The sequence below is a fragment of the Vreelandella indica genome, from assembly GCF_037070225.1.
Classification (GTDB): domain Bacteria; phylum Pseudomonadota; class Gammaproteobacteria; order Pseudomonadales; family Halomonadaceae; genus Vreelandella; species Vreelandella arctica.
Map to the genome: position 1 here is coordinate 61,936 of NZ_JBANSO010000005.1, position 24,342 is coordinate 86,277.

The 24,342-nt window shown below is 55.2% G+C and carries 22 protein-coding genes and 3 tRNA genes; 5 read left to right on the forward strand and 20 right to left on the reverse strand.

What is annotated here, in order from left to right:
* Positions 1-5 precede the first annotated feature (5 nt).
* From ccmE to ccmA, 5 genes are all read right to left on the reverse strand, one after another.
* The gene (ccmE, locus tag V8L71_RS04750) at positions 6-515 is read right to left on the reverse strand and encodes a cytochrome c maturation protein CcmE (RefSeq protein ID WP_008957500.1); all 510 of its coding nucleotides are present in this window, start codon (positions 513-515) and stop codon (positions 6-8) included.
* Positions 512-703: a heme exporter protein CcmD gene (ccmD, locus tag V8L71_RS04755; RefSeq protein ID WP_008957501.1), complete on the reverse strand. Its 192-nt coding sequence runs from the start codon at positions 701-703 to the stop codon at positions 512-514. The genes ccmE and ccmD overlap by 4 nt, the downstream gene beginning before the upstream one ends.
* A complete protein-coding gene (locus V8L71_RS04760) occupies positions 703-1,470 on the reverse strand; it encodes a heme ABC transporter permease (RefSeq protein WP_008957502.1) in 768 nt (255 codons plus the stop codon). Before V8L71_RS04760 ends, ccmD begins: the two co-directional genes overlap by 1 nt.
* Positions 1,471-1,484: 14 nt before the next feature.
* Entirely contained in the window at positions 1,485-2,198 is a 714-nt protein-coding gene (ccmB, locus tag V8L71_RS04765) for a heme exporter protein CcmB (protein ID WP_008957503.1), read from the reverse strand.
* Positions 2,199-2,284: 86 nt separating this feature from the next.
* Entirely contained in the window at positions 2,285-2,932 is a 648-nt protein-coding gene (gene ccmA, locus V8L71_RS04770; protein WP_336273335.1) for a cytochrome c biogenesis heme-transporting ATPase CcmA, read from the reverse strand.
* 197 nt (positions 2,933-3,129) lie between these two features.
* Here ccmA and V8L71_RS04775 point away from each other — a divergent pair, with 197 nt between their 5' ends.
* Both V8L71_RS04775 and V8L71_RS04780 read left to right on the forward strand, forming a co-directional pair.
* Positions 3,130-3,534: a LexA family protein gene (locus tag V8L71_RS04775; RefSeq protein WP_336273336.1), complete on the forward strand. Its 405-nt coding sequence runs from the start codon at positions 3,130-3,132 to the stop codon at positions 3,532-3,534.
* On the forward strand, positions 3,534-4,151 hold the full coding sequence (locus tag V8L71_RS04780; protein WP_336273337.1) for an IMPACT family protein: 618 nt from the start codon (positions 3,534-3,536) through the stop codon (positions 4,149-4,151). The genes V8L71_RS04775 and V8L71_RS04780 overlap by 1 nt, the downstream gene beginning before the upstream one ends.
* 102 nt (positions 4,152-4,253) lie before the next feature.
* Here V8L71_RS04780 and V8L71_RS04785 read toward each other — a convergent pair whose 3' ends face one another.
* From V8L71_RS04785 to V8L71_RS04795, 3 genes are all read right to left on the reverse strand, one after another.
* Positions 4,254-5,576: a sodium ion-translocating decarboxylase subunit beta gene (locus V8L71_RS04785; RefSeq protein WP_008957507.1), complete on the reverse strand. Its 1,323-nt coding sequence runs from the start codon at positions 5,574-5,576 to the stop codon at positions 4,254-4,256.
* A gap of 10 nt (positions 5,577-5,586) precedes the next feature.
* Positions 5,587-7,407 carry a sodium-extruding oxaloacetate decarboxylase subunit alpha gene (gene oadA, locus V8L71_RS04790; protein WP_336273338.1) on the reverse strand — a complete coding sequence of 607 codons (1,821 nt, stop codon included), beginning with the start codon at positions 7,405-7,407 and terminating at the stop codon, positions 5,587-5,589.
* A 91-nt stretch (positions 7,408-7,498) separates the two neighbouring features.
* Entirely contained in the window at positions 7,499-7,756 is a 258-nt protein-coding gene (locus tag V8L71_RS04795) for an OadG family protein (protein WP_008957509.1), read from the reverse strand.
* A gap of 138 nt (positions 7,757-7,894) precedes the next feature.
* Between V8L71_RS04795 and V8L71_RS04800 the strand changes: the two genes are divergently transcribed.
* On the forward strand, positions 7,895-8,890 hold the full coding sequence (locus V8L71_RS04800; RefSeq protein WP_336273339.1) for a tRNA dihydrouridine synthase: 996 nt from the start codon (positions 7,895-7,897) through the stop codon (positions 8,888-8,890).
* A gap of 343 nt (positions 8,891-9,233) precedes the next feature.
* On the opposite strand, the gene V8L71_RS04805 is transcribed toward V8L71_RS04800, so the two are convergent.
* The 9 genes from V8L71_RS04805 to V8L71_RS04845 form a co-directional block, all read right to left on the reverse strand.
* Positions 9,234-9,310 (reverse strand) — tRNA-Arg (locus V8L71_RS04805).
* Positions 9,311-9,353: 43 nt separating this feature from the next.
* Positions 9,354-9,430, reverse strand: a tRNA-Arg gene (locus V8L71_RS04810).
* A gap of 79 nt (positions 9,431-9,509) precedes the next feature.
* Positions 9,510-9,602, reverse strand: a tRNA-Ser gene (locus V8L71_RS04815).
* Positions 9,603-9,735: 133 nt separating this feature from the next.
* The gene (gene csrA, locus V8L71_RS04820) at positions 9,736-9,924 is read right to left on the reverse strand and encodes a carbon storage regulator CsrA (protein ID WP_007111501.1); all 189 of its coding nucleotides are present in this window, start codon (positions 9,922-9,924) and stop codon (positions 9,736-9,738) included.
* Between the two features lie 193 nt (positions 9,925-10,117).
* Positions 10,118-11,368: an aspartate kinase gene (locus V8L71_RS04825; protein WP_008957511.1), complete on the reverse strand. Its 1,251-nt coding sequence runs from the start codon at positions 11,366-11,368 to the stop codon at positions 10,118-10,120.
* Positions 11,369-11,467: 99 nt separating this feature from the next.
* A complete protein-coding gene (gene alaS / locus V8L71_RS04830; RefSeq protein ID WP_336273340.1) occupies positions 11,468-14,077 on the reverse strand; it encodes an alanine--tRNA ligase in 2,610 nt (869 codons plus the stop codon).
* A 243-nt stretch (positions 14,078-14,320) separates the two neighbouring features.
* Entirely contained in the window at positions 14,321-14,785 is a 465-nt protein-coding gene (locus V8L71_RS04835) for a regulatory protein RecX (protein ID WP_008957513.1), read from the reverse strand.
* Positions 14,786-14,809: 24 nt separating this feature from the next.
* Positions 14,810-15,883 carry a recombinase RecA gene (recA, locus tag V8L71_RS04840; RefSeq protein WP_336273341.1) on the reverse strand — a complete coding sequence of 358 codons (1,074 nt, stop codon included), beginning with the start codon at positions 15,881-15,883 and terminating at the stop codon, positions 14,810-14,812.
* Positions 15,884-15,987: 104 nt separating this feature from the next.
* Positions 15,988-16,521 carry a CinA family protein gene (locus V8L71_RS04845; protein ID WP_336273424.1) on the reverse strand — a complete coding sequence of 178 codons (534 nt, stop codon included), beginning with the start codon at positions 16,519-16,521 and terminating at the stop codon, positions 15,988-15,990.
* Between the two features lie 83 nt (positions 16,522-16,604).
* Between V8L71_RS04845 and mutS the strand changes: the two genes are divergently transcribed.
* Positions 16,605-19,166: a DNA mismatch repair protein MutS gene (gene mutS, locus V8L71_RS04850; protein ID WP_336273342.1), complete on the forward strand. Its 2,562-nt coding sequence runs from the start codon at positions 16,605-16,607 to the stop codon at positions 19,164-19,166.
* Positions 19,167-19,332: 166 nt separating this feature from the next.
* Entirely contained in the window at positions 19,333-19,656 is a 324-nt protein-coding gene (fdxA, locus tag V8L71_RS04855) for a ferredoxin FdxA (RefSeq protein ID WP_176303240.1), read from the forward strand.
* A gap of 531 nt (positions 19,657-20,187) precedes the next feature.
* On the opposite strand, the gene eno is transcribed toward fdxA, so the two are convergent.
* From eno to pyrG, 3 genes are read right to left on the reverse strand one after another with little or no spacing between them, the layout of a single operon-like run.
* Entirely contained in the window at positions 20,188-21,477 is a 1,290-nt protein-coding gene (gene eno / locus V8L71_RS04860) for a phosphopyruvate hydratase (protein WP_009286778.1), read from the reverse strand.
* Between the two features lie 50 nt (positions 21,478-21,527).
* The gene (gene kdsA / locus V8L71_RS04865) at positions 21,528-22,415 is read right to left on the reverse strand and encodes a 3-deoxy-8-phosphooctulonate synthase (protein ID WP_336273343.1); all 888 of its coding nucleotides are present in this window, start codon (positions 22,413-22,415) and stop codon (positions 21,528-21,530) included.
* Between the two features lie 12 nt (positions 22,416-22,427).
* A complete protein-coding gene (gene pyrG, locus V8L71_RS04870; protein ID WP_336273344.1) occupies positions 22,428-24,083 on the reverse strand; it encodes a CTP synthase in 1,656 nt (551 codons plus the stop codon).
* Positions 24,084-24,342: the final 259 nt, after the last annotated feature.

A 24,342-nucleotide genomic window follows, 5' to 3' on the forward strand; every position in this document is an offset into this window, starting at 1 on the left:
GGGGGTTAATACTCGCTTGCTTGAGGGACGCCCTCTTCATCAAGCCGCTTACCCACTTCGGCAGCTTTGGCCTGATAGTCGGCTGGCGAATAGCCCGCCTCTTCAAGTGCCTGCGCTACTTCAGGCGGCATGTAGTTCTCATCGTGACGCGCCAGCACTTTATCGGCATACAAACGGCCATCGGTTTGAAGCTCCCCGACCACCACCACACCTTGGCCTTCGCGGAATAGATCGGGAAGGATGCCGCTGTAGTAGACCTCTAGGTCATCGACATAATCAGTCACGGTAAACGCGACGTCCAGGCTGTCAGGGTTACGGGACACCGAGCCCTCTTTCACCATGCCACCCGCGCGAATCTGTCGTTCCATGGGCGCATCGCCCTGGGCGATCTGCACCGGGCTAAAAAACAGATTAATGTTGGCACGTAGCGCATACAGCGTTAGCCCGACAGCAATCGCGGTTAACGATACCAAACCCAAAATGACGAAGAGTTTCTGTTTACGTTTAGGGGTCATTGGGCGTTCTCTCTCAAGCTATTTGCGCGCCGTGCCCGACGCTTTATGCCATTCAGTAACTGACGTTGTTCAACACGTGCATGCCAAACGGTGGCCACCAGCAGCAGTGCCGTTACTCCCCAGGCAGACCATACGTAAGGTGCATGGCCACCCATGGCGAGAAATTCGGAAAATGAGGCAAATGCCATTAGCGCGTCTCCTCTGCCTGTGCATTCACTACCTGGCCGTTAACGAGCTCCTGTACCCAGCGCTTGCTCGACTCTCGGCGTAGGATCTCGCTGCGCGTGCGCATCAGCGTCAAGGCAATAAAAAAGCTGTAGAAACCCAGCACCATAATGACCAGCGGTAGCCACATTTCGGTGGGCATCGTTGGGCGCGAGGTTAATGTAAACGAGGCTGGCTGGTGAAGGGTGTACCACCAATCCACCGAGTATTTGATGATGGGAATGTTGATGACGCCCACCATGGCCAGCACCGAGGCTGCCCGTGAGGCGCTATCGCGGCTGGTAAACGCACCGCGCAGGGCAATCACGCCTAAATAGAGAAAGAGCAGAATCAGCATGGAGGTAAGTCGGGCATCCCACATCCACCAGGTACCCCAGGTCGGCACACCCCATACAGCACCGGAAAATAGCGCGACAAAGGTCATCGCAGCGCCCAGCGGTGCCATGACTGCCGCCGCCATATCGGCGACTTTAATTTTCCAGACCATAAACACCAGCCCAGACACTGCCATGGAAATAAAAATCGATTGAGCTAAAAAGGCCGCCGGCACGTGAACATAAATGATCCGGAAGCTGTTGCCCTGCTGATAATCCGCAGGCGCAAACGCCAGCCCCCACAGCGAGCCTGTGACCAATAACAGCACCGCTGCGGCCCAAAACCAGGGCTGTAATTTGGCGCTAATGCCATAGAACCACTTGGGTGATCCCAGTTTGTGTATAAAGGCCCACATAGCGTGTCCTATCCTTAACCGTTAATACTGATACGCAGCGATGCGGCAATCGCCCACGGCGCTAACATAAGTGAGGCGGCCAGCAGCGCGCCTAAGATAGCCAAGTGCGCAGAGACACCGTCGCCCAAAATAGCCGCCTGGACGGCACCTGCGCCAAAAATGAGTACCGGAATATACAGCGGCAGCACTAATAGCGAGAGCAATACGCCGCCCCGCGCCAACCCAACGGTTAACGCCGCACCAATGGCACCAATCAGGCTCAAGCTCGCGGTGCCCAGCGCCAGCGATAGCGCCAACACCGCGTAGCTACCCGCAGGCAGTGCAAGCATAATGCCCAGCAGTGGTGCCATCAGTGCCAACGGCAGCCCGGTCAGCAGCCAATGCACCGCCACTTTCGCCACACTTAATGCAGCCAGCGGCTGCGGGGCGAGTAACAGCTGCTCAAGGCTGCCGTCGTCATAGTCGCTGCGAAACAGGCTATCTAGCGACAGCAGCGCGGCTAGCAGTGCCGCCACCCATAGCAACCCTGGCGCAATCGTCGCCAACAGCTCCGGGTCGGGTGAAATAGCGATCGGAAACAGGGTGATCACCAGAGCAAAAAACACCAGCGGATTGAGCACTTCACCGCGACGTCTCAGCAGCAGCGTCAAATCACGCACCAACGTGGCCTTCACCGCGATCATCAGCCCGCCCTGATGCTCAAGCAATGGCACTGAAGGGGCATCCATGACGGAGTCTGATCCGTTTAGAGAGCTACCTGAAGAGCTGTGCAAGCCTGTTTTCTGCAACCCTGTTTCCTGCAATCCGGTCTCCTCTACCCCAGCGCTATGCGTCTTAACAGCGATGACGCGGCTAACTCGTGGTGTGTCGTTACTAGCACGCAGCCGCCCGCTTGAGCATGCCTAATCAGTTGCCTTTCAAGGGCTGCAACACCGTGGCGATCAATGGCGGTGAAGGGCTCGTCTAGCACCCACAGCGCGCGGGGGGTCAGCGTCAATCGCGCCAGCGCCACACGGCGCTGCTGGCCTGCCGAGAGTTGACCGGCGGGCACGTCTTCAAAGCCTGCCAGGCCAACCTGTTCAAGGGCATCCAGGCGCTGCTCCTCGCCCTCTTGTGCCCCGCGGCCCTGTCCTCCACTGCTCTCGCCACTCAGCGCCTGATACCACGCTAAATTTTCTAAGGGGGATAGCCCAGACTTGATGCCTGGGGCATGTCCTAAATAGAGCAAATTAGCGAGAAAATGTTCACGGACACTCTGCATTGCAGCGCCATTCCAGAACAGCTCGCCTTCATAGTCGCTCAGTTGCCCGGAGAGAATTTTAAGCAGGCTAGTTTTACCACTGCCATTAGGCCCTTCAATTCGCACGATTTCACCGCTGCGAATATCGAGATCCAGCCCCTTAAACAGTGAGCGATCATCACGTTCGCAGGACAGCTGTCGGGCTTGTAGACACAGGCTCAAGAGTCTCTCCAGGCACATTGATTTCGCGTCGAACTCTACACGGAAAGCCCGTTTCTCGCCACTCACTCTATGCGGCGCTGGGTCGCAGCATGACCTCAATCAATATGGCGTAAGACCAATTACTGCTAGCACTGTATGCAAAAACAGGTCTATACTGAAAACCACTGTATGAAAGAACATGCAATGGAGATTTCTCAATGACCATATCGATGGCAGCACCTACCGTTAAGCCTAACCACTTACGCTCGGTTCCGCGTACCTATGCGCCAACGCCTAGCATTACCCGTCGCAATACCTATGCGCTTAAAGTGCGTGGTAACGCAATGCGTGATTGCAACTTGTTCGATGGCGATGTCATTATTATTCGGCGTTATCAGCATGATGCCCAAACAGAAACCGCCGTTGCCGAAATCAACCAGCAAAAAATCGTCTTGAAGCAACTTTCGATCAGCCGCTTTGGCGTAGAGCTATGGCCTGAGGATACGTTGCAGCCAGCGCTTTTTTTGCATAACCGTGATATTCAGGTGCTCGGCATGGTGATGGGTGTTGAATCTCATCCAAGAGCTGGCCTGCAAAACAAGCCTACTATCACGGAGCATTAATGCGCTACCGGGTGCCGGAACTCCCTCTTTCGTCTTGGCAGACCACTGACATCGAAGTCGAAAAGAGTCACTTTATTACCTGGACCTGCCACGCCTCAGATATTGATGCATTCACTCGCATGCTGGCGGCGGCTAAAGCCGAGCATCCCAATGCGAGCCATCACTGCACGGCCTATATTGCTGGCCCACCCGGCGAGCAAAATTTGATTGGCTTCTCTGATGATGGCGAACCTGGCGGCACCGCGGGTCGCCCAATGTATCAAGTTCTGCAGGGCAGCCAATTAGGTCAAATCGGTTGCGTGGTGATCCGCTATTTTGGCGGCACGAAGCTCGGTACCGGCGGCTTGGCCCGCGCTTACGCCCAGGCGGTTAGCCATGCTTTGGAGACGCTACCTACCCAGGAAGTGGTCGAGCGCGATCTTTATACCCTGCGGCTCGGTTTTGCCAACGAAGCGATTGCCCGCGCCTGGTGCGAAGAGCAGGCTATCCCCATTGAGCAAGCGGATTACGATGGCGACGGTGTTCGTCTGACCATTGGCTGGCCACGGGACAACCCATTTGACCTTTCCCCGCTAGAAAACCGCTTGAAGAGCGCTATCGATATTCTCACTCGCTAGCTAGATAGCCCTTCGAATCAGCACTTCAAAAAAGCCCTTCAAAAAAAACGCGACATACTGAACCTGTCAGTACGCCGCGCTCGTATTCTCACTCTTTTTGCGTTAGCCCAGGTATTTAATCATTACCCCAGCCGCGACCGCCGACCCAATAACCCCTGCGACGTTGGGGCCCATGGCATGCATCAACAGGAAGTTATGCGGGTTTGCTTCCAAGCCCACTTTGTTGGCAACCCGTGCCGCCATCGGCACCGCAGAAACACCCGCAGCACCAATTAACGGATTGATGGGCATTTTGCTGACTAAATTCATCAGCTTTGCCATCAATACGCCCGCGGCGGTGCCTATTCCAAAGGCCACAATGCCCAGCCCTAATATCCCCAGGGTCTCAAACGCCAGGAAACTCTCGGCCATTAGCTTGGAGCCCACCGATAAGCCGAGGATTATCGTCACGATATTGATCAGGGCGTTTTGTGCAGTATCCGATAAGCGCTCTACCACGCCGCACTCGCGCATCAGGTTACCGAAACAGAACATCCCCAGCAGCGGCGCGGCATCAGGCAGAAACAGGGCAACCAGAATCAGCAGCATTAGCGGAAAGATCACTTTTTCCAGCTTGGACACTGGCCGCAACTGCGTCATTTTGATTTCCCGCTCTTTCTGGGACGTCAAAAGACGCATGATCGGCGGCTGAATCAGCGGCACCAACGCCATATAGGCGTAGGCGGCCACGGCAATCGCCCCCAATAGCTCAGGCGCCAGCACGCTAGAAACGTAAATAGACGTTGGGCCGTCGGCGCCACCAATAATACCAATGGCGGCTGCCTGATTAAGCGAGAAGTCCATCACGCCCATCGAGGTAAGCACCACAGCGCCAAACAGCGTGGCAAAGATACCAAACTGGGCGGCGGCGCCTAAAAATAGCGTGCGCGGATTGGCTAACAGCGGGCCAAAGTCGGTCATTGCCCCGACACCCATAAAGATAATCAGCGGCGCGATACCAGAGGCAATGGCAACTTTGTAGAAGTTGTAGAGCATGCCATCGCTGTAGCCGACGCCAATGGCGATATCTCGCGCGGCACGAACCTGATCTGGCGCCGCAGCATCATGGGCGATTACCTTAAGGGACTCACGCCATGCTTCAACGTTTGCCAGTGGATCAAGACTCGCGCCTAATGCTGCCGCCATTTGCTGCAGCACCGCGGGTTTAGCCACTTCAATCGCTTGATCGAGCGCTGAAATCGCCAGTCCAGCTTCAGGAATATTCGCAAGAATCCCGCCAAAGCCGATGGGTACCAGAAGCAGCGGCTCAAACTTCTTATAAATGGCCAGGTAAAGCAGCAGTAGCCCCACCATGATCATCGCCGCTTGACCGAGCTCAAGGTTATATAGTCCCGAGCCTTCCCATAACGTCACTAATTTATCCATTACTGGGCCCTTAGAGCTCGATCAGCGTATCGCCTACGGCTACGCTGTCGCCCTCGCTGACGTTCACCTTAGACACAGTGCCTGCGCTGCTGGCACGCACTTCGGTTTCCATTTTCATCGCTTCAAGAATGATGACTACATCACCTTCAGCAACTTGCTCACCAGGGCGAACGTTCACCTTGAAGATATTACCTGCTAACGGTGCATCAATGGTTTCACCACTGGGTGCAGGCGCTTCCTCTTTGGGTGCAGTAGGACTGGCTGCCGTTTGCTCTTGCACCTCGCCCAGTTCACCGCCTTCAGAAACCTCGACCACAAAGGATTTGCCGTTGAGCTTAACCGTGTAGGTTTCTGGGCCACTGGCAGCTACTGGTGGTTTACTTTCAGCCTTAGCCTTAGCAGGGGCATTGGCAGCACTCGCCTCAGCCGCCTGGGGAGCGGGCTCAAAGGCGTCGGGATTGTCACGATTCTTAAGGAACTTCAAACCAATCTGTGGGAATAGCGCGAAGGTCAGCACGTCATCGACTTCGCGCTTGCCTTCGGCCAAGCGGATACCTTCAGCGCTGGCTTTCTCTTTCAGCTCGGCGGCCAATCTATCCATTTCAGGTGAGAGGTTATCCGCCGGGCGGCAGGTAATTGGCTCGCCGCCTTCCAACACGCGTTTTTGCAATTCAGCGTTGAAGGGCGCTGGTGCAGCACCATATTCACCTTTAAGCAGCGCCTGAACTTCCTTGGAGATCGACTTATAGCGCTCGCCCATCATCACGTTCATCACCGCCTGGGTGCCGACGATTTGCGAGGTAGGCGTTACCAGCGGGATAAAGCCAAGGTCTTCGCGTACGCGAGGAATCTCGTTCAGCACATCGTCAAGCTTATCGCCCGCGCCCTGCTCTTTGAGCTGGCCTTCCATATTGGTCAGCATGCCGCCTGGCACCTGAGCAATCAGAATGCGCGAATCAATACCACGCAGCGAGCCTTCAAAGGCGGCGTACTTCTTGCGCACTTCGCGGAAGTAACCGGCAATATCTTCCAGCAGCTCGAGATCCAGCCCGGTGTCGCGGCCGGTGTCTTTGAGCATCGCCACGACAGATTCGGTCGGACTGTGGCCGTAGGTCATCGACATGGAGGAGATCGAGGTATCGACGTTATCGATCCCGGCCTCTACCGCTTTTAAAATGGTCGACGTAGAAAGGCCGGTGGTGGCGTGACAGTGCAGATGCACCGGAATCGATAGCTCTTTTTTGAGCCGCGAAACGAGGTCGAAGGCCGTGTAAGGAGTGAGTAGCCCCGCCATATCCTTGATAGCCAATGTATCTGCGCCCAAACCGGCAATGGTTTTGGCGAGATCGACCCAGCTATCCAGGGTATGTACCGGGCTCACGGTATAAGAGATGGTGCCCTGGGCGTGGCCTTCGACGTTACGCACCGCCTGAATGGCGCGCTCCAAATTACGCGGATCATTCATGGCGTCAAAAACGCGGAAGACGTCAACACCGTTGGTTTTTGCCCGCTCGACAAATTTATCGACCACGTCGTCGGCGTAGTGGCGGTAGCCCAGCAGGTTCTGGCCGCGCAGTAGCATTGCCTGGGGCGTATTTGGCATGGCTTCTTTCAGGGCGCGGATACGCTCCCATGGATCTTCACCCAAATAGCGGATACAAGCGTCATAGGTCGCCCCACCCCAGGTTTCCAGCGACCAGTAGCCAACGCGATCCAGCTTTTCGGCGATCGGCAGCATATCGTCCAAACGCATACGCGTCGCAAATAGCGATTGATGGGCATCGCGCAGCACGACATCGGTAATGCCTAGAGGGCGTTTTGTTTCGTTCATGGTCTTAGCTCACCGTAGAGAATTGTCAGTTTGTAGTAAAAATAACAAAAAAATAGCCTAGAGAGGGCTGAGATAGAAAAAAATGAGAAAGTTAACGACGTCGTGTCGAGCGATAACGGTGCACTGCAGCACTGATCACCGCCAACATCTCGTCATTTTGGCTGGCAGGCGCTGAAGATGACGGCGACTTCTTGCTCACTTCAGCCGCGGTGGGGGCAGGCTGAAAACGGCCAATCAACTTCGACATTAGCGTAACGCTAATAACTAAAATAGTAAGAAAAACAAACACAACACCCATACCAAGCGCCATTAACGCCAACCCGTCCTGCAATAGTTCATAATCCTGCATAAGACGCTCCTACCTCTCGAAGTACAGTTGCTAGACACGTTATTTCACCAGCGGCTATTAAAGCCCCTTGGCGCAGTGAGGGGAATACACTAACCTGCCACACCCAGAATAGAATGCAATGGCGCGATAGTGGAAGTCATGGTTGTTAATTTACTACAAAACGGCAGAATTGGCCTAGCCCCTATGGAAGGGGTCATCGACGCACTGACGCGTGACCTGTTAACCCGTCACGCGGGGTTCGACTGGACGGTTACCGAATTTGTCCGCGTCGTCGATGCACGCCTACCGCCAAGAGTGTTTTATAAGCATTGCCCGGAACTTGCGCAACCGCCGGTGGCAACGCCGAGCGGGATTCCTGTGCATTTACAACTTTTGGGCTCAGACCCTGCTGCCCTAGCGGCCAATGCGCAGCAGGCGCTCAAACTTGGCGCAGTTAGCGTTGACCTTAATTTCGGCTGCCCAGCCAAACTGGTCAATCGACACGATGGCGGCGCTTCGCTCTTACGCCAGCCCGATCGGGTCTACCAAGCGGTTAGAGCCGTCCATGATGCGTTAGACGGGCAAATCCCGGTCACAGCCAAGATCCGCCTGGGCTTCGCCAACCGCCGCTTAGCGGTTGCCTGTGCTCAAGCCACCGAAGCAGGTGGAGCAGCGCAGTTGGTCGTACACGCCCGCACCCGCGATGAAGGCTACCGACCGCCTGCGCACTGGGAATGGATTGGCAAAATACGCCGCCATGTCAGCATCCCCGTTGTCGCCAATGGGGATATCTGGACGCTGGAGGATTACTGGAAAGCTCGAACGCTTTCAGGCTGTCGCGATGTGATGTTAGGCCGCAGTGCACTGGCAGACCCCTGGCTTGCGCCACGCATCCGTCACTGGCTACAGACCGGCGAGCGGTTGCCCGAAAGCAGCTGGTCCATGCGCGCCAACGTACTCAAAGAGTACGCCGCTCTGCAGCGCCAACAGCTGCCTGACCGCGTTGTCGTCTCTCTGGTAAAGCAGTGGCTTGCCCAAATGCGCCAAGGCAGTGCCGAAGCCGAGCAGAACTTTCAGCGGGTGAAGCGCATTACCGAACTGGATCACCTGCTCGATAGACTTGTGGTTGACGAGCAGCACGCCACCCTGGCTTAGGCTCTGTCTGAAAAGTGCCTGAGCTCGACAATACGGCGTTAAAAATTGGCTCAGAATACTCATTTACACCCCGTAAACTCCGTTTCTTCGCCAATTTTTGCCTTGTCTTGTCTTCGCTAGCCGACCTTTCAGGCAGAGCCCTAGCGCCCTTTCCGCAACGCCTTATCAATTTATAGCCAAAAAAAAGCGCCCTACCGCAAAGCGGGGGCGCTACACACGATCGCAAGACCGGAGCGCGAGCTTATATACCGGTCAGGCTGGAAAATAGTCAGTCAGGTTAGAAACAAGCAGGCAGACTGGAAACAGAAAACCCGCTCTCGTTAAGAGAGCGGGTTTTGAAATCTGGCGCGCCCGGGAGGATTCGAACCTCCGACCCCCTGATTCGTAGTCAGGTACTCTATCCAGCTGAGCTACGGGCGCGTAATGTTACAACTAATCTATACTAATACTGCTACTAAGTAGGTGGCGCGCCCGGGAGGATTCGAACCTCCGACCCCCTGATTCGTAGTCAGGTACTCTATCCAGCTGAGCTACGGGCGCATACCTTGTGACCATGTACTTTCTAGCTAAGTACTTTTTTAAGTACTCTATAACCTATAGTACTTAATGGTCATGCTATTGGCGGAGAGAGAGGGATTCGAACCCTCGATAGGGCTATAAACCCTATACTCCCTTAGCAGGGGAGCGCCTTCAGCCACTCGGCCACCTCTCCTCAACGGCACGGCGCGAATATTACCGATTTAGGGATCTTGTGTCTAGTCCTCTGCCGATTTTTTTCGCGCCGACCATATCTTACCTATCAGCTTACGTCTTAAGCATCGCGTCATTATGCAAACCCGCAAGTCTTATTCCACTTCGTTTTCACTATTTCTTTCACGCTGAATGCGCTGATAAATCTCTTCCCGGTGAACCGCAACATCTTTAGGCGCATTAACACCAATACGCACTTGATTGCCTTTCACACCTAAGACGGTGACAGTGATTTCATCACCGATCATCAAGGTTTCGCCAACACGGCGAGTTAGGATGAGCATGGCTGATCTCCTTTTCAGACGTTTAATGCAACGGAATGTGTCAGCCCGAGGCAACACTAGGCCATTATGCGGCATAGCGTTGCCTGTCACCAACGGCTCCGGCTCCATGACACCTCAACTTCCCGTTGAAAGAAAGCTCACCACCACATGGCAGCAAGTACCCCTTCAGCGTAGAAGATTTAAGGCATTAATGTTATTCAGATTCGATATCTGCCTTATCTAAACCAAAGGCTTTGTGTAATGCATTGACGGCAAGTTCCATATGCTTCTCATCAATGACGACTGAGATTTTAATCTCAGAGGTGGAGACCATACGAATATTGACGTTCTCATCAGCCAGCACGCGGAACATTTTTGATGCCACACCCGCGTGGGAGCGCATTCCCACACCTACCAAAGAGACCTTGGCGATGTTGTCATCACCACGCAGCTCACCACCACCTAGATCCGGGATTACCGTCTCTTCAAGCAGTTTCTTGGTAGCTTTGTAATCGCCTTTGGCAACCGTAAAGGTGAAATCGGTATAGTCACCAGCCGGGGCAACGTTCTGTACGATCATATCGACTTCGATATTGGCATCGGCAATCGGGCCAAGAATACGTGAAGCGACGCCTGGTACATCCGGCGTATTGAGCAGGGTCAGTTTGGCTTCATTCTTGGTAAAGGCGATACCGGAGATCAGTGGTTCTTCCATAGCGTCCTCGTCTTTGTCTGCTTCTGCAACAATTAGGGTACCGGGGCCGTCTTGAAAGCTAGACAGCACCCGCAGGGGCACGTTGTATTTACCGGCAAACTCTACCGCGCGGATCTGCAGTACTTTAGAGCCAAGACTAGCCAGCTCCAGCATCTCTTCTACCGTAATGCTTTCCAGACGCTGGGCCTTGGAGCATACGCGGGGATCAGTGGTGTATACCCCGTCGACATCGGTATAAATCTGGCACTCATCGGCGCCAAGTGCGGCGGCCAGGGCTACACCCGTGGTGTCAGAGCCACCACGACCTAAGGTAGTGATGTTGCCGTCCTCATCAACCCCTTGGAAACCGGCAACGACAACTACCTGCCCTGCTTCCAGGTCAGCTTTTAGATCGTCGGTTTCGATGCGCTGGATACGCGCCTTGGTATAGGCGCTGTCCGTATGGATACCTACCTGGGCGCCAGTGTGTGAAGTGGCTTGCACGCCAATTTGCTGCAGCGCCATAGCGAGTAGTGAGATCGTCACCTGCTCGCCGGTCGACAGCAGCATATCCATCTCGCGCGGTGCGGGATCGTCATTAAGTGCCTGAGCCATGTCCGTGAGGCGGTTGGTTTCGCCGCTCATAGCGGAGACCACAACCACCACCTGATGGCCTTGATCGCGGAAGCCCTTAACCTTTTCTGCTACGGCCTTGATACGCTCGACAGAGCCCACCGAAGTGCCGCCGAACTTCTGTACGTATAGTGCCATATGCCGTTTTTCCTATGCGTTCGGGAATGGAGGGTGAAGTTGTCACAAGTATTAAATAAATAATAAGGCCGACGACAATCATGCCACCGGCCTTGGGGTTTAGCTAAGTGCGTTTTCCAACCATGCCGGTACGCTCTTCAACGCATCCGGCAGAGCATCGGGCTGGCTACCTCCTGCCTGAGCCATATCCGCGCGACCACCACCTTTACCTCCTACCTGAGAGGCAACATGGTTAACCAGCTCACCGGCTTTAACCCGGCCGGTCAGGTCTTGGGTTACCCCAGCAATCAGGCTGACTTTGCCCGCTACCTGATCGGCAACCCCAAGGATAATAACCCCGGAACTGAGCTTGTTCTTCAGTTGGTCAAGAATGCCTCGCAGGTCTTTGCCAGAGACACCTTCCAACTGTGTCGCTAACAGTTTAACGCCGTTGACCTCGTGCACCTGACTCAGCATGTCACTACCCGCAGCACTGGCCAGTTTAGCTTTAAGCTGCTCAAGCTCTTTTTCTAGGCTACGATTGCGCTCAACCAGAGACTCTACCCGCGCTTCAACTTGCTCAGGCTTGGTCTTCAAACGTTCGCCCAAACGCTCAAGGCGGGCTTCCTGCTCGCGGAAGTAGGCTAACGCATTTTCACCGGTGATCGCTTCGATACGGCGTACACCGGAGGCAATGCCCACTTCGCTCATCACATGACAGCAGCCGATATCGCCACTACGTGTCACGTGGGTACCACCGCACAACTCGATAGAGAAGTCGTCGGCACCAATCGTCAGTACCCGCACGCTCTCGGCGTATTTGGCCTCAAACAGCGCCGCCGCCCCTTTGGCTTTGGCTTGATCCAGGCTCATTTGCTCGGTTTTAGTCGGCGCATTAGCCAGAATCTGCTCATTGACCAGCCGTTCGACTTCCGCCAACTGCTCGGCAGTCATCGGCTCAAAATGGCTAAAGTCGAAGCGCAGCCGCTCAGCATTAACCAGCGAGCCTTTTTGCTGCACGTGATCGCCTAGCACCATACGCAGCGCTTTGTGCAGCAGGTGGGTCGCCGAGTGGTTACGGATCGTGGCGGTACGCAGACTGGCATCCACTTCGCCGCGTACGCTAGCACCGACACTTAGCGAACCTTCCACCATGATGCCCTGGTGTAAGTGATGGCCGCTCTGCTTTTGGGTATCCGTCACCTGGAAACGACCGCCGTCGACATGCAGGTAGCCGGTATCGCCCACCTGGCCGCCTGACTCACCGTAAAATGGCGTGCGATCTAGCACCACAACGCCCTTCTGCCCCGCTTCCAGCGCAGCCAGTGCATTGCCTTCGCTGTCAACCAGTGCCGTTACCTTGGCTTGATCCTCAAGGCGATCATAGCCAGTGAAAGCGGTCTCACCGTCCAGCTCAATAGAGGCACTGTAGTCGGCGCCGAACTGGCTAGCCGCCCGGGCACGCTCGCGTTGGGCCTCTAAGGCCTGCTGAAAGCCCTCTTCATCGAGCGTGACGCCGCGTTCGCGGCACACATCAGCGGTGAGATCAAAAGGAAAGCCGTAGGTGTCGTAAAGCTTAAACACCGTTTCACCCGGCAGCACCTTACCATCCAGCTCGGCTAAGGCTGCATTTAACAATCCCATGCCGTGGTCGAGGGTGCGCGCAAACTGCTCTTCTTCTTTCAACAGCACTCGGGTGATTTGGTCATTCGCCTCGCGAAGCTCTGGATACGCATCGCCCATTTCGGCATCCAGCGCGTCCACCAACTTGTGGAAGAACGGCTCTACGGCACCCAGCTTGTGGCCATGGCGAATCGCACGGCGAATGATGCGGCGCAGGACATAGCCGCGACCTTCGTTAGACGGCAACACGCCATCGGCAATCAGGAAGGCACAGGAGCGAATGTGATCGGCAATCACGCGCAACGAAGGTGTAGCAGTGTCTGGGTGCCCGGTAGCTTTAGCGGCAGCCTGCAGCAAGCTCTGGAACAGATCAATTTCGTAGTTAGAGTGCACGCCCTGCATAACGGCGGCCACGCGCTCCAAGCCCATTCCGGTATCGATAGAGGGCTTGGGCAGCGGATTGAGTGTACCTTGGCTATCACGATCAAACTGCATGAACACCAGGTTCCAGATTTCGATGTAGCGGTCGCCATCTTCTTCCGGGCTACCGGGAGGGCCGCCCCATACCTCTGGACCATGGTCAAAAAAGATTTCCGAACTCGGACCACAAGGCCCGGTGTCGCCCATTTGCCAGAAGTTATCTTCGTCTAATTTGGAAAAACGCTCGGGGTCAATACCGATCTCGTCTTTCCAGATACGTTCAGCTTCGTCATCGCTGACATGCACCGTGACCCACAGCTTCTCTTTAGGCAGACCTAGCGTTTCGGTCAGAAATACCCAGGCAAAGCGTATGGCGTCGTGCTTGAAGTAGTCGCCAAAGCTGAAGTTGCCCAGCATTTCAAAAAACGTGTGGTGACGTGCAGTATAGCCGACATTGTCTAAATCATTATGCTTACCGCCTGCGCGTACGCAGCGCTGCGCCGATGTTGCACGCACGTATGGGCGTGGGTCGCGACCCAGAAACACATCTTTGAAAGGCACCATGCCGGCATTGGTAAACAGCAGCGTCGGGTCATTGCCCGGCACTAAAGAGCTGGTGGGTACAACCGTATGTCCCTGCTTTTCAAAGAAGGTAAGAAAGGCCTGTCTGATTTCTGCGCTTTTCATAGGGTATCCGTAACAAGAAAGCGTGGTGTCCCAGGGCGCTGTCGACGCTACCCTCAGGGGTCGCAAAGGGGCCATTATAGCGCAGTTGTCAAACGACTAAAGCCGCACTTAGTGGCAGAGAGGCAAACTACTAGGTAGAAAAGCGTAGGAGAGCGCTATTAGAAAGGTAAGAGAAGGCGTTTTACAGGCAGGGGGAAAGTATTACAGACAAGAGAAAATATATTACAAGCAGGAGAAAAATTATTACAGACAGGAGAGCGCGTAGCGGATTTGCTCAAAATCGAAGCCACGACTAGCCAGAAAGCGCTCGCGTCGAGCGCGCTCTTTAGGCGTCTCACCAGGGCTATCGAAGCGTCGCGCCAGCGTTTCCCGGGCTAGCTCGAACCAGTCAACCTGCTCCCCTTCTTCCACCTCTTCAAAAGCGGTATTAAGGGTTTCCTGATCAACGCCGCGTTGGCGAAGCTCGCCTTTAATACGAATAACACCCTGGCCGCGCAGAATGCGCGAGCGTACGAAACTAGCCGCAAAACGCGCATCAGACTGCAGGTCCTGTTCGGCCAGAGCGTCTAAACACTCATCGATAGCGGTATCGTCGAAGGCTTTTTTCTTCAAGCGCTGTGCTAGCTCGGCGCGAGAGTATTCGCGCCGAGCCAGTAGGCCAATCGCGATGTCACGGGGCGTGGCATCGCGCTGAGACATAAAGGCCATTAGATTGTCTCGGTTAGAACAGACTTAGAGCAGATCGTCATCGTTGGCATCCACTTCGGCCGCTGCTTCGGTAGGTGCACCTTCCTTCTCCTTTTTAGGATCAGGCTTGGCCAAGAGCTGCTCACGAATCTGCGTTTCGATTTCGAGCATAATGTCTGGATGCTCTTCCAGATAAAGTGCGGAGTTTGCTTTACCCTGGCCGATTTTCTTGCCTTTATAGCTGTACCAAGCACCGGCTTTATCGACTAGGTTGCACTGCACGCCCAGGTCAATAACCTCGCCAGCGTGGTAGATACCCTTGCCATAAAGGATTTGGAATTCAGCCTGACGGAATGGCGGTGCCACTTTATTTTTGACTACTTTCACGCGGGTTTCGTTACCGGTGACTTCATCGCCCACTTTCACCGAGCCTGTGCGGCGAATATCCAGACGCACGCTGGCATAGAACTTAAGCGCGTTACCACCGGTAGTGGTTTCGGGTGAACCAAACATCACGCCGATCTTCATGCGGATCTGGTTGATGAAGATCACTAGGCAGTTGGCGTTTTTGATATTACCGGTGATCTTACGCAGCGCCTGTGACATCAAACGCGCCTGCAAGCCAACGTGGGAATCACCCATTTCGCCTTCGATTTCAGCGCGCGGAGTCAACGCAGCCACCGAGTCGATAACAATGACATCAACACCGCCAGAGCGCACCAGCATGTCGGTAATTTCTAGCGCCTGCTCGCCAGTGTCCGGCTGGGAAATCAGTAGATCATTCAGGTTAACGCCCAGCTTTTCTGCATAGCTGGGGTCAAGGGCGTGCTCGGCATCAACGAAAGCACACACTTTGCCCTGCTTTTGCGCTTGAGCAATCACCGAAAGGGTCAGCGTCGTTTTACCCGATGATTCCGGGCCAAAGATTTCGCAAACACGACCAAACGGCAGCCCGCCGATGCCAAGTGCGATATCCAGACCCAACGAACCCGTGGAAACCGACGGCATGACCACACGCGGTGCGTCGCCAAGACGCATGACGGTGCCCTTGCCGAACTGACGGTCGATTTGGGTGAGTGCAGCGTTTAGCGCTTTAGTGCGGTTGTCATCCTGAGCCATTCAGAGATTCCTCATAACAAGCTGTATAATTACCCAGTAGTATGCCAAAGATTGTGCCGTAAACAAATCCTTGATCACGCTTTCTCTAAACTATTTTCCTACCCCTACTCCTGCTTGCCTGCCTTCACCTGTGCATCCAGGCGTGCCACCAGCCCTGCCAGCGCCTGCCGCACTGCCTGCTCGCGCACGGCTTGGCGATCCCCGGGGAAGTGGAAGCACTCGGCTTGCTGCTCAGCGGTATCACCCCAGGCGAGCCAAACGGTACCCACCGGCTTTTCAGCACTACCACCATCCGGCCCGGCCACCCCACTAACGGCAACGCCCAAGCCCGCACCGCTTTCCCGGCAGGCGCCTTGCACCATCGCTTTCACTACTTCTTCGCTCACCGCCCCGTGTTCTGCCAGTATAGCGTCTGACACGCCGAGCAGGCGGGTCTTCGACGCGTTCGCATAGGTCACATAGCCAGTTGTAAAGTAAGCAGAGCTACCCGCTGTGCTGGTAATCGCACTGGCGATACCACCGCCCGTGCAGGACTCAGCGGCGGTCACTTCCACTTTCAACTGCTGACAAAGTCGCCCTAGGCGCTGAGCTAACAGCGTCAAATCAAGATTTTTCAGGCTAGATACGCTGGGCACTATGGTCGCTCCTTCAAGTGAGTCGTCTGTTCAGCGTAGAATACTGTGTTTAGCTTTCTCAAAGAAATTGCTCAATCAGGACGCCCATGTCACAGGCCATTCCCCCTAACACGCCAATGATCACGCAGTATTTAAAGATCAAACGCGAACACCCCGAGGTTCTGCTGTTTTACCGAATGGGGGATTTTTATGAGCTATTTTTCGACGACGCCAAGCGCGCCGCCGCACTGCTGGACATTACGCTTACCCAGCGCGGCCAATCGGGCGGCAAACCCATCCCGATGGCAGGCGTACCTTACCATAGCGCTGAAGGCTATTTGGCGCGTCTGGTCGCCGGTGGCGAGTCAGTTGCCATTTGTGAGCAGATTGGCGACCCCGCTACCAGCAAAGGCCCCGTTGATCGCCAAGTAGTGCGTATCGTCACCCCCGGCACGCTCCACGATGAAGCGCTGCTCGATGCCCGCCGCGACAACGTACTGGTGTCGGTTTCCCCCGGTAAAGATAGCTGGGGCCTTGCCTGGCTGGAACTCTCTAGCGGCCGCTTCAATGTACTGGAAGTCGAGAGCGAAGCGGAGATGCTAGCAGAGCTTACCCGTCTCTCCCCTGCTGAGTTGCTGGTGCCCGAAAGCCTGACCCTACCCGATGCCTGGTCGCAAAAGCGCAGCCTGCGTCGCCAGGGCGAGTGGCTGTTTGATTTGGAGAGCGCCACCCGCAGCCTGTGCGATCAGTTTGAAGTGCAGGATTTACGCGGCTTTGGCTGCGCACACTTAACCACCGCACTGATTGCCGCCGGAGTGCTGATTGATTACGCCCGCGACACTCAGCGCTCGCGCCTGCCCCACGTGACCGCGATTAGCGTCGAGAATCGCGACGATGCGGTGGTGATCGACGCCGCCAGCCGCCGTAATCTGGAAATCGATATTAACCTGGGTGGCAATATCGACAACACCCTGGCGAGCGTGCTGGACACCTGCACCACTGCGATGGGCTCGCGGCTACTCAAACGCTGGCTGAACCGTCCGCTGCGCCAACGAGAGATTGTCCAGAACCGCCATGCAGGCGTGGCATTGCTAAGCCTGGATGCCGCCTACATGGCGCTGCGCGAGACGTTGAGCGATGTGGGCGATGTGGAGCGCATTCTGGCCCGGGTCGCGCTGTACAGCGCCCGGCCACGGGATTTGGCACGCCTGCGGGATGCACTGGTTACACTTCCTGAGCTTGAGCAGCAGCTCAGCGAGGTAGAGAGCGGCAGCGCGCTAGACAATCTGCGCCCGCATATTCGCCCCTACCCAGAAATGGCCGATATGCTCAGCCGTGCGCTAGTCGAAAATCCGCCGGTGGTGATTCGTGATGGTGGCGTCATCGCCGATGGCTTTGACGCCGAGCTCGACGAGCATCGGGGCATGGCCGAGAACGCGGGCGACTATCTTGTTCGGCTGGAAACCCGCGAGCGCGAGCGTACCGGGCTTGCCAATCTCAAAGTCGGCTATAACCGCGTACACGGCTACTTTATTGAGCTGCCGCGCTCCCAGGCGCAGCAGGCGCCTGCTGACTATATCCGCCGCCAAACGCTTAAAAACGCCGAGCGCTTTATCATTCCCGAACTTAAAGAGTTTGAGGATAAGGCGCTATCGGCTAAGTCCCGCGCACTGACCCGTGAAAAGTGGCTTTATGACCGCCTGCTGGGCGAGCTGAATGACAGCCTTCACGCGCTACAAAGCACTTCTCAAGCGCTTGCGGAGTTGGATGTGCTGTGCGCCTTTGCCGAACGCGCCGAGGCGTTGAGCTGGGTGCGCCCGACGCTGAGCGAGGCCACAGGCATTCGTATCGAGGCGGGGCGGCACCCTGTGGTTGAACAGGTTAGCGAAACGCCCTTTGTGCCCAATGACGTTACGCTTAACCCCGACCAGCATATGCTGATTATTACCGGGCCTAATATGGGTGGTAAATCGACCTATATGCGGCAAACAGCGCTAATTGCTCTGCTCGCCCACTGCGGCAGCTTTGTGCCCGCCGATGCCGCCGAGATCGGCCCGCTGGATCGGATATTTACCCGCATTGGCTCGTCGGATGATCTGGCAGGCGGACGCTCCACCTTTATGGTCGAGATGACCGAAACGGCCAATATTTTGCACAATGCCACCCAGCAAAGCTTGATTTTGATGGATGAAATTGGCCGCGGCACTAGCACCTTTGACGGGTTATCGCTGGCCTGGGCGAGTGCGGAACATCTTGCCAAGGGGCGTGCACTAACACTATTTGCCACGCACTATTTTGAGATGACCGCCCTGCCTGAACACATGGAGGGTGTGGCCAATATCCACCTAACGGCGACCGAGCATGGCGACAGCATCGTGTTCATGCACCGCATTGAAGCAGGCCCGGCTAGCCAGAGTTACGGTTTGCAGGTTGCTCAATTAGCGGGCGTACCTGGCCATGTGATTAAACGGGCCCGTGAGAAGCTGATGAGCCTGGAGCAGCGCGATGTAGATAACACAGCGCAAGCGCCACGAACGGCTCCCCAGCAAAACGACCTGTTTGCAGCCGCACCGCACCCGGTGGTGGAGGCATTGGAAAATGTCGATATGGATGGTTTAACGCCGCGGGAAGCGCTGTCGCTGTTGTATCAATGGCGAGACCTGATCTAATGGTAAATATAGTAGGTTATACAGAAGCCCATAAGGCGCTTGCCGCCAGGTAGACGCACCACTAGAATGTCGCTCAAACTTTTAGCTTATAAAAAACGGCTGATTTATAACCATTCACGATTGACCATGGCCAGGAGCTACCTGGCCCTGCAAGAGGGATAGCAAGATGACGTTTGTCGTTACCGAGAACTGCATCCAGTGCAAATACACCGACTGTGTGGAAGTCTGCCCGGTCGACTGTTTCTACGAGGGCCCGAACTTCCTGGTCATTCACCCTGACGAGTGTATTGACTGCGCACTGTGTGAACCAGAATGCCCCGCTGAGGCGATATTCTCAGAGGATGAGCTGCCGGATGGGCAAGAGGCGTTTATTGAGATTAACGCTGAAATGTCAGAAGTATGGCCCAATATTACCGAAAGGAAGGATCCGCTGCCTGACGCCGAAGAGTGGGACGGCAAGCCCGGTAAGCTTGAGAAGTTAGAGCGTTAAGCTTAACTCACTCCTGCTCTGCTGCTACTTTATAACCAGCGCTTTTTTTGAAAAAAGCGCTGGTTTTTTATGGGTTGCCAAGCGTGTAGTGCCAAATAAAAGGCAAAAAAAAGGCGACCCGTAGGCCGCCCGCTCCAAGCACTTCCTCTGACCACTCCCTGTATCAACTTCCTCAGATGTCTTCCCTGCCGGGGCTCACCTCTCTGTATCGCCCGGCGCATCCGTCCTACATCCCGTTGCATCCTGTCTGAAGCATCCTTGCCTCCCCTTGTCCTGCGTGTATTGTGGCAGATCATGTAGGCTTCTCAACAAAGCCAAAATGTAAAAAGGCGAGTCTTAGCGACTCGCCTTAATTCCACAATTATATTTAAAAACAAAAGCTTAAATTTTAATTAGTGGAAAATTTCGCTTTTTCTTACCCTAAACCAAGCGATTCTCGTCGGCTTTTGTAAGACATCTCTTACAAAATCTTGAGACATCACTTACAAAATCTTGAGACATCACTTACAAACCTCATTCAATATTGGCACTTTACTGACCTTTGATCGCTTTTAGGCCAGGATAGGTCACATCACCCAGTTCCGCTTCAATCACCAGCAAACGGTTGTACTTGGCAACGCGATCAGAACGGCACAGTGAACCCGTTTTAATCTGACCAGCGCAGGTACCTACCGCCAAATCGGCAATAGTGGTGTCTTCCGTTTCACCAGAGCGGTGCGAAATCACTGCAGTAAAGCCTGCATCCTGGGCCATCTTGATGGCATCCAGGGTCTCGGAGAGCGAGCCGATCTGGTTGAACTTAATCAGGATAGAGTTACCGATCTGCTCATCGATACCGCGCTTGAGAATCTTGGTATTGGTCACGAACAGATCGTCACCCACCAGCTGCACTTTATCGCCCAGCTTGTCGGTCAGCGCTTTCCAGCCTGCCCAGTCGGACTCGTCCATGCCATCTTCGATAGACACGATTGGGTAATCGGCGCACAGGCCTGCTAGGTAATCAGTAAAGCCTTGGGCATCGTAGCTTTTGCCTTCACCGGAAAGGTTGTACTGACCGTCTTTGTAGAATTCGGAAGAGGCACAGTCCAGCGCCAGCGTGACGTCTTTACCCAGCTCGTAGCCAGCATCGGCAACGGCTTGTTTGATGACTGCCAGCGCATCGGCGTTAGACGCCAGGTTCGGCGCAAAGCCACCCTCGTCGCCAACGGAGGTGGAAAGGCCTTTCGCCGACAGCACTTTTTTCAGGGCATGGAAAATTTCCGCGCCCATGCGCAGTCCTTCGCGGAAGTTAGGGGCGCCCACCGGCTGCACCATAAACTCTTGGATATCAACATTATTATCAGCGTGCTCGCCGCCGTTGATAATGTTCATCATCGGCACCGGCATGCTGTACTGGCCAGGCTGACCGTAGAGTTCGGCAATGTGCGCATAAAGCGGCACGCCTTTGGCGTTAGCCGCTGCTTTAGCTGCGGCCAGGGAAACCGCTAGAATCGCGTTTGCGCCCAAATTCGCTTTGTTCTCGGTGCCGTCCAACGCCAGCATGGCATCGTCCAAGCCGCGCTGGTCGCGTGCATCCATGCCCATCAGCGCATCACGAATTTTGCCATTGACCGCATCGACTGCTTTCAGAACGCCTTTGCCGAGGTAGCGCGACTTATCGCCGTCACGCAACTCGAGCGCTTCCCGTGAACCGGTCGAGGCACCGCTGGGGGCACAGGCTTCGCCGACAGCGCCACTTGCAAGGCGTACGTGCGCCTGCACGGTCGGGTTACCACGTGAATCCAGCACTTCCAACGCACTGATAGCAACAATTTTGGTCATGGCAGTTTCCTTTCTGTATGTCAGATAAAATTATTTATATAACGTCCTGCTTAGCGAATCGTTAGCGGCTCAAACCCTTTCACCAGCGCATCTAACTGGGCAAGCTGGGTCAAGAACGGCTCTAATTGATCCAGGGGGAGCGCACAGGGGCCATCGCACTTGGCGTTGTCAGGGTCCGGGTGAGCTTCCAAAAACAGCCCTGCAAGGCCAACGGCTACGCCTGCCCGGGCTAATTCCGCCACCTGAGCTCGGCGCCCGTCAGCACTGTCCGCACGCCCACCGGGGCGCTGCAGCGCGTGGGTGACATCGAAGAAAACCGGATAGCCGGTTTGCTTCATATCACCAAAGCCGAGCATGTCCACAATAAGGTTGTTGTAACCAAAGCTTGAACCGCGCTCGCAGAGCATCAACTGATCGTTACCCGCTTCCTGGAACTTACTGAGGATGTGGCGCATTTCATGGGGCGCCAGAAACTGCGGCTTCTTGATATTGATGACCGCGCCGGTTTTGGCCATGGCGACCACTAGATCGGTTTGGCGGGCCAAAAAGGCGGGCAGTTGTATAATATCAGCAACTTCCGCCGCCGCTTCTGCCTGCCAGGGCTCGTGCACATCAGTGATGATCGGCACGTTATGGCGGGCTTTGATATCGGCCAGAATCTGCAGCCCTTTTTCAAGACCGGGGCCGCGGTAGGAGTTGATTGAGCTGCGGTTGGCTTTATCGAAGCTGGCCTTGAATACGTAGGGCATGCCCAGCTTCTGGGTCACTGATACATACGCTTGAGCTACCTCATCGGCAAGCTCGGCTGACTCCAGCACATTCATGCCGCCCAGCAGCATCAGCGGCAAGGAATTGCCGGCGGTTAAGCCGGCAACGTTAATATGACGCTCTTGCGATCCATCTTGAGACGGCTCTTGAGAACGGACTTGAGAAGCCATGCTATTGCCCTCTTATTCCTGCGAATGCGCATGGGCGCGATTACGCGCTGTTTTATGCTCCAACGCAGCGTTCACAAACCCTGAGAAGAGTGGATGACCATCACGCGGGGTGGAAGTGAATTCCGGATGGAACTGACACGCCACATACCAAGGGTGATCCGCCAACTCGATAACCTCGACCAGAGATTGGTCAACGCTCTTACCCGAAATAACCAAACCGGCCTTTTCAAGCTCATCAATAAACTGGTTATTGACCTCGAAACGATGACGATGGCGCTCGACAATCTCGTCTGATCCGTAGGCTTCGCGCGCTTTGGTGCCGGATTCCAGATGACAGACCTGACCGCCCAAACGCATGGTGCCACCTAAATCAGACGCCGCATCGCGTAGTTCGATTTTGCCTTCCGGATTCAGCCACTCGGTAATCAGGCCCACCACCGGATGCTGGGTATCGTGGGTAAACTCGGTGGAGTTGGCGTCTTTCCAACCCGCCACGTTGCGAGCGAACTCAATCACCGCTACCTGCATGCCCAGGCAAATACCCAGATAGGGAACGTTATTTTCACGCGCGAATTGGGCGGTCATAATCTTGCCTTCCACGCCACGCTCGCCAAAGCCGCCGGGCACTAGAATGGCGTCTTTGCCCGCCAAGCGTTCGGTGCCGTGGCGCTCGATGTCTTCGGAGTCAATATAGTCGACGTTGACCTTAATGCGACCTTGGATACCGGCGTGAATCAGCGCTTCGTTGAGCGACTTGTAGGCATCCAGCAGCTCCATGTACTTACCGACCATGGCGATACTGACGGACTTGAGCGGGTTGAGCTTGGCATCGAGTACCTTCACCCACTCGGATAAATCTGCTTCCGGGGCTTCCAGGCGCAGCTTATCGCAAACGATCTCGTCCAGACCGTGTTCATGGAGCATCAGCGGAATGCGATAAATCGTATCGGCATCCTGAAGCGGCACCACGGCACGCTCTTCAACGTTGGTGAACAGGGCGATTTTGCGACGCTCGCTCTCTTCCAGCTCAACTTCGCTGCGGCAAATCAAAATATCCGGCTGGATACCGATGGAGCGCAGCTCTTTAACGCTGTGCTGGGTCGGTTTGGTTTTGGTCTCACCCGCCGTTTTGATGTAGGGCACCAGGGTTAGGTGCATAAACAGCGCGCGGTTAGCGCCCTGTTCACTACGGATTTGGCGAATGGATTCAAGAAAAGGCAGCGATTCAATATCACCGACCGTACCGCCGATTTCCACCAGCGCCACATCAAAACCTTCGCCGCCCGCGTAAACGCGCTGCTTGATCTCGTCGGTGATATGCGGGATGACCTGAACGGTGCCGCCTAAATAGTCGCCACGACGCTCTTTACGCAGTACGTGCTCGTAAACACGGCCGGTCGTAAAGTTATTGCGCTGGGTCATCTTGGTGCGGATGAAGCGCTCGTAATGCCCGAGATCAAGGTCGGTTTCGGCACCATCTTCTGTGACGAACACCTCACCGTGCTGGAAAGGGCTCATGGTGCCCGGATCCACGTTGATGTACGGGTCGAGCTTGAGCATGGTGACCTTAAGGCCGCGGGCCTCTAAAATCGCCGCAAGCGAGGCGGAGGCGATGCCCTTCCCGAGAGAGGACACAACGCCGCCGGTCACGAAGATATATCGTGTCATGGATAACCTGTCGAAACGTGATCAGAAGGCACGGCAGAAAGCCACGCCAGGATGGGTCGACAGACTAGCAGATTACGACCTAAGGCTCAATTTGAACTGAGCAGCCAAAACTACTCACCTTAATCACGCTCGTGCAACCGCCCCAGCGATAGGTCTACGCGAGGGCGCTGTGAACCCATCCCTGGGCGCTACTTTTGTCATCCATGACAAAAGACCCTCGCTACGACCTATCCCTGGAGCTGCTCTATGCATCAGACAC